The organism is Actinophytocola sp. (assembly GCF_045807065.1).
Classification (GTDB): Bacteria; Actinomycetota; Actinomycetes; order Mycobacteriales; family Pseudonocardiaceae; genus Actinophytocola.
Genome location: NZ_JBJMIE010000185.1, coordinates 1 through 11,456 on the forward strand (window position 1 = coordinate 1; position 11,456 = coordinate 11,456).

The 11,456-nt window shown below is 74.9% G+C and carries 1 protein-coding gene and 1 pseudogene; both read right to left on the minus strand.

Annotated features, from left to right (window positions below; all coding sequences use genetic code 11):
• Positions 1-7,870, minus strand: a pseudogene (locus ACJ73U_RS10720) (SDR family NAD(P)-dependent oxidoreductase); the annotation flags it as partial.
• Between the two features lie 38 nt (positions 7,871-7,908).
• Positions 7,909-11,456 (minus strand): SDR family NAD(P)-dependent oxidoreductase (locus ACJ73U_RS10725; RefSeq protein ID WP_407777410.1); only part of this gene is annotated, 3,548 nt, incomplete at its 5' end.

An 11,456-nucleotide genomic window follows, 5' to 3' on the forward strand; every position in this document is an offset into this window, starting at 1 on the left:
CCGTCGGTGTCACCGCGACGGCCTTGTGGGTCACCACCCACACCGGTGCGGGAATGGCGCGAACCGGCAACCGTGCCAGCCGATGGAGCGAGGACGTCACGAGCAGCACGCCCACGCACTCCGCCGCCTCGCCGGCGTCGGCGCACACCACCGCGTCGGCGCCGTGACCGCGCAGTGCCTCGGCGATCTCGGCGGCCGAGGCGTCGGCGGCCTCGTCCGCGGGGACGACGAGCCAGGTGCCGGCGAGCGCCGGCCCGCCGGCGGGCAGCGGTTCCCACCTGATCCGGTAGCCGACCGGCCGGGCCCGCCTGCGCAGCGCGGCCAGGGTCGGCAGGAGGGCCCGCAGGGCCTGGTGGTCGCCGTCGGCGACGCCCAACGACGCGGCGAGCGAGGCGGTGTCGGCCCGGTCGACCGCCGCCCAGAACCGGTCGTCGACCGTGCGGGTCCCGTCGGCGGGCGCGTCGAGCCAGTACCGCTGCCGCTGCAACGGGTAGGGCGGCAGCTCGACGCGGTTGGCGGGACCGAACAGCGGGGTCGGGTCGAGCGTGCTGCCGTGCACCGCGGCGGCGCCCAGCGCGGTCATCAGCGCGGCGACCTCGCCGCGGTCGCGGCGCTGGGTGGCCAGGAACACCGTCTCGTCGGCGTCGGTCTCACCGGGGCCGGGCAGGCACTCCTGCCCCATCGCGGCCAGCACCGCGTCCGGACCCACCTCGACGAACCGGCGCACGCCGTGCCCGTACAGGCTCCTGATGCCGTCGTGGAACCGCACGGGCGCGGTGACCTGCCGCACCCAGTAGTCCGCGGTGGCGATCTCGTCGGTCACCGTGCCGGTCACGTTGGCCACGACCGGCACGCTCGGCGGGTGGTAGGTCAGCTCGTCGGCGACGGCGCGGAACTCGGCGAGCATTCCGGCCATGTGCGGCGAGTGGAACGCGTGGCTGGTGCGGAGCCGCTTGGTGCGCCTGCCCTCGGCGCGCCACTGGTCGGCGAGGTCGAGCACGGCGTCCCGGTCGCCGGAGAGCACGGTGGCACGCGGTCCGTTGACGGCCGCGATGGACACGAACTCCTCCAGCCCGACCAGGAGCGGGGACACCTCGTCGGCGGCGGCCTGGACGGCGACCATGGCGCCGTCGGTGCGCATCGCCTGCATGAGCCGGCCCCGCGCCGACACGAGGGCGGCGGCGTCCGGCAGGTCGAGGACGCCGGCGACGTGGGCCGCGGCCAGCTCGCCAACGGAGTGGCCGACGAGGAAGTCCGGGCGCAGCCCGTAGGACTCCAGCAGCCGGTACAGGGCGACCTCGAACGCGAACATCCCCAGCTGGGTGTACTCGGTCTGGTCGAGCAGGTCCGAGCCGTCGTCGAAGCACACCGCGCGGACGGGCGGTGTCACCTCGGCGCACACCGCGTCGAACGCGGCGGCGAACACGCCGAACGCCTCGTACAGCTCGCGGCCCATGCCCGGGTGCTGCGCGCCCTGGCCGGTGAACAGGAACGCCAGCGAACCCGGCACCGGCGAGCCCAGCACCACGCCCGGCGCCGGCGTGCCCCGCCGGAGGCTGGTCAGCCCGGCGACGGCGCTGTCGCGGTCGGACACCACGATCGCGGCGCGCCGGGGCAACGCCGCTCTCGTGGTCAGCAGGGAGTATCCGACGTCGGCCGGGTCGTGGCCGTCCACCATGGACAGCAGCCCCTCGGCGGTGGCGCGGAGCGCGCGGTCGGTCCTGGCCGACAGCACCCACGGCACGACCGGCGGTCCCCCCGCCGGCGCGTGGACCGGCGTGGCCTCGGCCTGCTCCAGGATCACGTGCGCGTTGGTGCCGCTGATCCCGAAGGAGGACACGCCCGCACGCCGAACGCGCTCGCTCCCCCACGGCACCGCGTCGGTCAGCAGTGAGACCGCGCCGGCGGACCAGTCCACGTGGGGCGAGGGGTCTTCGGCGTGCAGGGTGCGGGGCAGCACACCGTGCCGCATGGCCTGCACCATCTTGATCACGCCGGCCACGCCGGCCGCGGCCTGGGTGTGGCCGAGGTTCGACTTGACCGAACCCAGCCACAGCGGACGGTCGCGGTCCTGGCCGTAGGCCGCCAGGATCGCCTGCGCCTCGATGGGGTCGCCCAGCGCGGTACCGGTGCCGTGCCCTTCGACCGCGTCGATGTCGGACGGTGTCAGCCCGGCGTCGGCCAACGCGGCCCGGATCACCCGCTGCTGCGACGGGCCGTTGGGCGCGGTCAACCCGTTGGAGGCGCCGTCGGAGTTGATCGCGGAACCCCGCACCACCGCCAGTACCCGGTGCCCGTGGCGGCGGGCGTCGGACAGCCGCTCGAGGAGCACCAGGCCCACGCCCTCGGACCAGCCGGTGCCGTCGGCGCCCGCGCCGAACGACTTGCACCGGCCGTCGGGGGCCAGCCCGCGCTGCCGGGAGAACTCGACGAACGTCGCGGGGGTGGACATCACCGTCACGCCGCCGGCGAGTGCCATGGTGCACTCCCCCGCGCGGAGCGCCCGCCCGGCCAGGTGCAGCGCCACCAGCGACGACGAGCACGCCGTGTCCACCGTCACCGCCGGCCCTTCCAGGCCGAACGTGTACGCCACCCGGCCGGACAGGATGCTCGCGGTGTTGCCGGTGCCCACATAGCCTTCGACGCCCTCGGGCAGCGCGGGCAGGCGCGTGGCGTAGTCGTAGTACATGACACCGGCGAACACGCCGGTCCTGCTGCCCCGCAGGGAGGTCGGGTCGATGCCGGCGTGTTCGAACACCGCCCAGCCCGCCTCGAGCAGGAGCCGCTGCTGCGGGTCCATGGCGACGGCCTCGCGTGGCGAGATGCCGAAGAGGTCGGCGTCGAACTCGGCGGCGTCGTAGAGGAACCCGCCTTCCCGGGTGTAGCTGGTGCCCTGCCGGTCGGGGTCGGGGTCGTACAGCGCGTCCAGGTCCCAGCCGCGGTCGCCGGGGAACACCGAGATGCCGTCGCCGCCGTCGGCGACCAGGCGCCACAGGTCGTCCGGCGAGCGCACACCGCCGGGGTACCGGCAGCTCATCCCGATGATCGCCAGGGGTTCGTCGGTGGTAGTCGCTGTGGTGGTCCCCGTGGTGGGCACTGGGGTGGTCGCCGCCGCGGTGCCCGACAGTTCGGTGTGCAGGTGGCGGGCCAGCGCGGCCGGGGTCGGGTAGTCGAAGACGATGGTCGCGGGCAGGTCGAGTCCGGTGGCGGTGCTCAGCCGGTCGCGCAGGTCGATGGCGGTCAGGGAGTCGAAGCCGAGATCTCCGAACGCCCGGTCGATGTCCACGGCGGCCGGTGAGGTGTGCCCGAGTACCGTGCCGGTCTCGTTCCTGACGAAGTCCAGCAGCTCCGCCTCCGACCGCCCGGGCGAGAAGACCGTGGCGGCTCGTCGGGTAGGCGTCCTGACCAGGTCGCGGAGGATGGCCGGCACCTCGGGCCGGGGGGTCGCGGTGTCCAGGTGCATGGGCAGCGCGACCGGGTTGTCGTTGCGCAGTGCCGCGTCGAAGAGCGCCAGCGCGTCCGGTGTGGACAGCGGGGTCAGGCCGGCACGGCGCAGCCGCCGCCGGTCGGCGTCGGTCAGCGCGCCGGCCATCCCGCCGGGCACCGACCACTGTCCCCACGCCAGCGAGACGGCGGGCTGTCCGTTCACCCGGCGGTGCTGGGCCAGCGCGTCGAGGTAGGCGTTCGCCGCGGCGTAGGCGGCCTGGCCGGGACTGCCCAGGGTGGCGGCGGCCGAGGAGAACAGCACGAACGCGTCCAGGTCGCCGGTCAGCTCGTGCAGGTTGCGGGCGCCGTCCGCCTTGGCCCGCAGCGCGGTGCGCAGCCGCTCCGCGGTGAGCGTCTCGACGACGCCGTCGGCCAGCTCACCGGCCGCGTGGACCACCGTGCGCAGGTCGGGCAGGTCGGCGAGCAGCGCGGCCAGTGCGTCCCGGTCGGCGATGTCGCAGGCCAGGACGGATACGTCGGCGTCGAGGTCGAGGGGCTCGGGGAGGTGTCCGCGGCGGCCGACGAGGACCAGCTTGCGGACTCCGTGTTCGGCGACGAGGTGCCGGGCCAGCTCCCGCCCCAGCGCGCCGGTCCCGCCGGTGATCAGCACCGTGCCGGCGATCCTCCGGTGGCCGTCCGTCGTGGACAGTCTGGCGAGCCGCGGCACGAACGCCTGTCCCGCTCGGAGGGCGATCTGCGGCTCGTCCACGGCCGGGAGACCGGTGCCGGCGGTGTGGTCGGAGCCGTCGGAGCCGTCGGTGTCGGTGTCGACCAGCACGATCCGGCCGGGGTGCTCGGACTGGGCGGACCGGACCAGGCCCCAGACGGCGGCCGCGTCGGGGTCCACGTCCTCCCCGGGCGCGGTGGCGACCGCCCGCCGGGTCCGCACCACCAGCGTGGCCGTCCGGTCGCCGGCGAGCCAGGCGTGCAGAGCGTCGAGCGCGTCGCGGGGAGTGGCGCAGGGCGCGACCACCGCGCCCGTGCCCTGGCCGTCCTGCCGGGGCACGGTCTTCCAGGTCACGGTGAACAGCGACCGGTCGACCGCGGCCGGGCGAACCTCCGCGACCGGCCGGAACGACAGCGACTCGGCGGACAGGACCGGTCGCCCGGTCCCGTCGGCGACGGCCACGGTCAGCTCGTCGGTCCCGGCCGAGCGCAGCCGGACCCGCACGGCCCCGGCGCCGATCGCGTGCCGGCGCAGGCCGCGCCAGGAGAACGGGAGCCTGGCCTGGTGGGCGTCACCGAACAGGCCGCCGAGCGGGCCGGCGTGCAGCGCGGCGTCGAGCAGCGCCGGGTGCAGGCCGAACCGTTCGGCGGGCGGCGAGTCCGCCGGTGGCAGCTCGACCTCGGCGAACACGTCGGCGCCGGCGGTCCACGCGGCGCGGAGGCCGCGGAACACCGGGCCGTAGCCGAACCCGAGGTCGGCCAGCCCCTCGTACAGGCCGGCCACCTCGACCGCCGTGGCGGCGGGCGGTGGCCAGGTGCCCGCCCAGTCCCACGGCGTCTCCGCCGGTGGTTCGCCCAGCCGGCCGCTGGCGTGCCTGACCCATTCGCCGTCGTCCCGCCTGGCGTGCACGCGCAGGTCGCCACCGTGGACGGTGACCTGCAGCTGGACGTCGCCGCGTTCGGGTAGCACCAGGGGTGCTTCGAGGGTGAGGTCACCGACGTGGCCGTGGCCGAGTTGGTGGGCGGCGTGCAGCGCGAGCTCGGCGAACGCACTGGCCGGCAGCAGCGCCACCCCGGCGACCGCGTGGTCGGCGAGCCAGGGGTGGGTCGCGAGGGACAGCCGGCCGGTGAGCACGAGGCCGTCGCCGTCGGCGTACACGACGGACGCCCCGAGCAGCGGGTGGTTCGCGGGCGTGAGGCCGAGGCCGGTCGGGTCGCCGGCCGGCGCGCCACTGGGCAGCCAGTACCGTTGCCGCTGGAACGGGTAGCCGGGCAACGCGACCCGCTTCCCGCCACCGATCACCTCGCCCCACTCGACACCGACCCCACGAACGTAGGCGCGTGCCAACCCAGCGGCGAGCGCCTCCACCTCGGAACGTTTCCCGCGCTGGGTAGGGATGACACCGAGGGTGGCGTCCGGCCCCACCTCCAGGAACGTCCGCACCCCATGCTGGTCGAGGAAACGCATGCCGTCGTGGAACCGCACCGTGCCCCGCACGTGCCGAACCCAGTAGTCCGCGGTACCGATCTCATCCGTCACCGCGCCGGTCACGTTCGAGACGATCGGAATCCGCGCCGCACCGAACTCGACATCCGACGCGACCGCCCGGAACTCCGCCAGCATCGGTTCCATCCGCGCCGAGTGGAACGCATGCGACACCCGCAACCGTGTGTGCTTCCACCGCCGCGCCACCGCGAGAACCTCGACCTCATCACCGGAGAGCACCACCGCCTCCGGCCCGTTCACCGCCGCGATCTCCACCCCACCGCCGAGGTGCTCAACCACCTCCGCCTCGGCGGCCTGGACGGCGACCATCGCCCCACCCTCAGGCAGAGCCTGCATCAACCTGCCTCGAGCAGCGACCAACCGGCAGGCGTCGGCCAGCGACAACACTCCGGAGATGTGCGCCGCCACCAACTCCCCGATCGAATGGCCCAGCAGGAAGTCCGGCCTGATCCCCCAACTCTCGACCAACCGGTACAACGCCACCTCGAACGCGAACAACGCCGGCTGCGCGAACTCCGTCCGATCAACCCGCTCGTCGTCGACGACACCACCGAACTCCGCGGACACCGCCTCGAAAGCCCGCGCGAACACCGGAAACGCCGCCCGCAGGTCCCGAGCCATCCCCACCCGCTGCGAACCCTGTCCGGAGAACACCACCGCGAGCCCGCCCTCGACCACCGATCCGGTGATCGTCTCCGATCCCACGACGACCATCCGGTGCTCCAACGCCGCCCGGGTGGTGGCCAGCGACCACGCCACATCCACCGGATCGGCGTCCACAAGCGACTCCAGCTGCGCCGCCCGCACCCGCAACGCCTCCGGCGACCGCGCCGACACCACGAACGGCAGCACCGGCGGCTCACCGTCCCGGGGCGCCACCTCGACCGGCGCGGCCTCCTCCAGGATCACATGCGCGTTCGTCCCACTGATCCCGAACGACGACACCCCAGCACGACGCGGGCCCGACCACGCCACCGACTCCGTCAACAACGACACCGCACCGGACGACCAGTCCACGTGCGGCGACGGCGCGTCGACGTGCAACGTCCGCGGCAGGATCCCGTGCCGCATCGCGAGCACCATCTTGATCACGCCGGCGACACCGGCGGCGGTCTGGGTGTGCCCGATGTTCGACTTGACCGAGCCGAGCCACAGTGGACGGTCCCGGTCCCGCCCATAGGTCGCCAGCAACGCCTGCGCCTCGATGGGATCGCCCAACGCGGTGCCGGTGCCGTGGGCCTCGACGGCGTCGACCCGGTCCGCGGACAGCCGGGCGTTGGCCAGCGCGGCGCGGATCACCCGCTGCTGGGACAGGCCGTTGGGTGCGGACAGCCCGTTGGACGCACCGTCCTGGTTCACCGCGGAACCCCGCACCACCGCCAGCACCTCGTGACCGAGCCGGCGTGCCTGCGACAACCGTTCTACCAACAGCACGCCGACACCCTCACCCCAGCCGGTGCCGTCGGCCGCCGCGGCGAACGCCTTGCACCGGCCGTCGGCGGCCAGCCCGCCCTGCCGGCTGAACTCCACGAACATCGTCGGGGTGGCCAGCACGGAGATCCCGGCGACCACCGCCATCGAGCACTCGCTGGCCCGCAACGCACTGCCGGCCAGATGCAACGCCACCAACGACGACGAACACGCCGTGTCCACCGTCACCGCCGGCCCCTCCAGACCGAACGTGTAGGCGACCCGCCCCGAGATGACGCTGGCCGCGCCGCCGGTGAGCCGGTACCCCTCGACGCCGTCGTCGCCGGGGTCGGCCCCGGAGCCGTACCCGGACTGGGCGGCGCCGACGAACACGCCGGTGTCGCTGCCCCGCAAGGCGAGCGGGTCGATGCCCGCGTTCTCGAACACCTCCCACGAGGTCTCCAACAACAACCGCTGCTGCGGATCCATCGCCAACGCCTCACGCGGCGAGATCCCGAAGAACCCCGCGTCGAACTCGGCCGCGCCCGCGAGGAAGCCGGCGTCGCCGGCGATGTCGCGCAGCGCCGTCAGGTCCCAGCCGCGATCGTCCGGCAGCGGCGTCATCGCGTCCCGGCCGGCGGCGAGGAGGTCCCACAGGTCGTCCGGGGTGCGCACCCCGCCGGGGAACCGGCAGCTCATCCCCACGACGGCGATCGGCTCCGTGGCCGCCTCGGTGAGCCTGCGGTTGTGCTGGCGCAGCCGCTCGGTCTCCTTCACCGACAGCCGGAGCGCCTCGACGACCTCGTCTTTGCGCGTGCTCAATGGAACTCCTCGGCGCGTCAGGATGTGGTCTGGTCGAGCACCAGCCGGACCAGGCTGTCGGCGTCCATCTCGTCCACGTCCGCGCCGTCCGGGGGCTCCTGGAGCGGTGGTCGCAGGCCGGCGATGTCCAGCAGGGTGTCCAGGACCCCCGCCTCGCGCAGCCGGGCCAGCGGGATGGTGGACAGGGCCGCGCGCAGCGCGGGCTCGGTGTCGGTCTCCTCGGCGTCGGGCTCGTCGGGGGCCAGCTCGGCGTGCAGGTGGTCGACCAGCGCGGCCGGGGTCGGGTAGTCGAACACGAGCGTCACCGGCAGCCGCAGACCGGTCGCGCCCGCGAGCCGGTTGCGCAGCTCCACCGCGGTCAGCGAGTCGAACCCGGCCTCGTTGAACGCCCGGGTGGTCCGCACCGCGTCCGCCGACGGCAGGCCCAGCACGGCGGCGACGTTCGACCGCACCAGTTCCGTCAGGATGCCCTCCCGCTCCCGCGGGGACCGGCCGGCCAGCCGGTTCGCCAGCGCGGAACCACCGTCGCCGGCGTCGGCGCGGCGCCGGGTGGACGTCCGCACCAGGCCACGCAGCAGCGGGGGCAGGGTGTCGGCGTGCGCCCGCAGTGCGCGGTGGTCGAGCGTCATCGGCAACACGACCGCCCGGTCGGCGGCCAGCGCGGCGTCGAACAACGCCAGTCCGTCCGCCGTGGACATCCGGGTCACGCCGGCGCTGCCCATGCGGCGCCGGTCGGTGTCGCGCAGGCGCTCGGTCAGCTCGCTGGTCTGCGCCCACAGCCCCCACGCCATCGACCGCGCCGGCAGGCCCCGCGCGCGGCGGTGTTCGGCCAGGGCGTCCAGGAAGGCGTTGGCCGCGGCGTAGTTGGCCTGGCCGGGCGCGCCGAAGGTGGCCGACGCGGAGGAGAACAGGACGAACGTGTCGACCTCGGTGAGCTCGTGCAGGTTGAGCGCGGCGTCCACCTTGGGGCGCAGCACGGTGTCCACGCGTTCCGGGGTCTGCGCCTCGAGCACGCCGTCGTCGAGCACGCCGGCGGCGTGGACCACCGCGGTGAGGTCCGGGATGCCGGCGAGCAGCCCGGCCAGGTCGTCGCGGTCGGCGGCGTCGCACGCGGCGACCCTGACCAGCGCGCCCAGTCCCGCCAGCTCGTCGACCAGGTCGGGGGCGGACCCCGTGCGGCTGACCAGCACGAGCTTGCGCACGCCGTGCGCGGTCACCAGGTGACGTGCCAGCAGCGTGCCCAGCGTCCCGGTGCCGCCGGTGATCAGCACGGTGCCGGTGGGGTCGAGTGGTGCGGGAACGGTGAGCACCACCTTGCCGGTGTGCCGTGCCTGGCCGACGAAACGGAACGCCTCGGGGGCCCGGCGCACGTCCCACGCGGTCAGCGGCAACGGCCGCAGCACGCCCTCGCCGAACAGCGCCATGATCTCGGCGAGCATCTCGCCGATCCGGTCGGGCCCGGCCTCGATGAGGTCGACGGCCCGGTAGCGCACGCCCGGGACGTCGGACCGGATGTCGGTCTTGCCCAGCTCGACGAAGCGGCCGCCGTCGGCCAGCAGCCGCAGCGACGCGTCGACGAACTCGCCGGCCAGCGAGTTCAGCACGACGTCCACCCGCGGGAACCGCTGCGCGAACGCGAGGTCCCGCGACGAGGCGATCCGCTCGTCCGCCAGCCCGGCCGCACGGAGGGTGTCCCACTTGGGCGGGCTGGCCGTGCCGAACACGTGGGCGCCGAGGTGGCGGGCGAGCTGCACGGCCGCCATGCCGACACCGCCGGCGGCGGAGTGGACCAGCACCGACTCCCCCGAGCGCAGGCCGGCGACGTCGACCAGCCCGTAGTAGGCGGTCAGGAAGGCCACCGGCACGGCCGCGGCCTGCGCGAACGACCAGCCCGCCGGCATCGCGGTGACCATGCGGTGGTCGGCGACCGCGACGGGCCCGAACGCGGCTGGGAACAGGCCGACCACGCGGTCTCCCGGCGCGAAGCGGGTCACCCCGGCGCCGACGTCCAACACCACGCCGGCCCCCTCGCTGCCGAGCGTCTCCTGGTCGGGCGGCAGCATGCCCAGGGTCAGCACGACGTCGCGGAAGTTCACCCCCGCCGCACGGACCGCGATGCGCACCTGGCCCGTGCCGAGCGGTTCGAGCGCCGCGGGCCGGGGAACCAGCTCCAGGTTGTCCAGCGTGCCCTTCGTCGACACCGCGAGGTGCCAGGCGGGACCGTCCGGGGCGACCAGTGCGCCGTCCGAGCCGGCCCGGGCCAGCCGGGGCACCAGCACCTCCCCGGCGCGCACGGCGACCCGCGGCTCCCCGGTGGCGACCGCGGCGCGCAACGCCTGCCAGTCGTCGGGGAGCCGGTCGACCTCGGCGAGCACGAAACGGCCGGGGTGTTCCGACTGGGCCGAGCGGACCAGCCCCGCCGCGGCCGCGCCCGCCGGGTCGCCGGTCTCGGTCACGAACAGCAGGCGTGCCACGGCGAACCGGTCCTCGGCCAGCCAGGACCGGGCCAGCCGCAACGCGCGGTGGGTCCGCTGCCGGACCTCCCAGGGGTGACCGGTCAGCGTCACCACGGCGACGTCGGGTACGTCGTCGCCGTCGAGGTCGGCGACGGAGGAGATCGCGCGCCAGGTTCCGGTGTCGGCGTCGGGCACCGCGGCCGGCACCCAGTCGAGCTGGAACAGGGAGTCGGGAGCGGTCGCGGCGCGCAGCGCGGCCGGCGAGACCGGCCGCAGCACCAGGGACGCCACGGAGATCACCGGCTGGCCGGTGCCGTCGGTGGCGGTGAGCGCCAGCTCGCTCGGCCCGGTGCGGGTGAGCCGCACCCGCAGCGTGGACGCGCCGGTGGCGTACAGGGTGACCCCGTGCCAGGCGAACGGGAGCAGCACCCGCCCGTCCTCGCCGGCCATGCCGGTGAGGCTCACCGCCTGCAGGGCGGCGTCCAGCAGGGCCGGGTGGATGCCGTAACCGTCCACCGTCTTGTCCATTGTGGACACGTGGACCTCGGCGAGCACGGTGGTGCCCTGCCGCCAGGCCGCGCGCAGCCCCTGGAACGCCGGGCCGTAGTCGAGGCCGGACTCGGCCAGCGCCGGGTAGAGATCCGCTAGGGGCACCGGTTCCGCCCCCGCCGGCGGCCAGCTCGCCGCGGCCGGCTCGGCGGGTGGGGCGCCGGCGGCGAGCAGACCGCTGGCGTGACGGGTCCAGTCGCCCGCGGCGTCCTCGGCCCGGGAGTGCACGGTGACCTCGCGCCGCCCGTGCTCGTCGGGTTCGCCGACCGCCACCTGCACCGCGACCGCCCCGCGTCGCGGCAGCACCAGTGGTGCCTCCAGGGTCAGCTCGGCGATGTGGTCGCAGCCCACCTCGTCACCCGCGCGCAGCACGAGCTCGACGAACGCCGCGCCCGGCAGCACCGCGGTGCCCCACACCACGTGGTCGGCGAGCCACGGCTGCGTCCGCGGCGACAGCCTGCCGGTGAGCAGCGCGCGGTCACCCTCGGCCAGCGGGACGGCCGCACCGAGCAGCGGGTGGTCCGCGACCCGCTGGCCCACCGACGCCGCGTCGCCGGCCG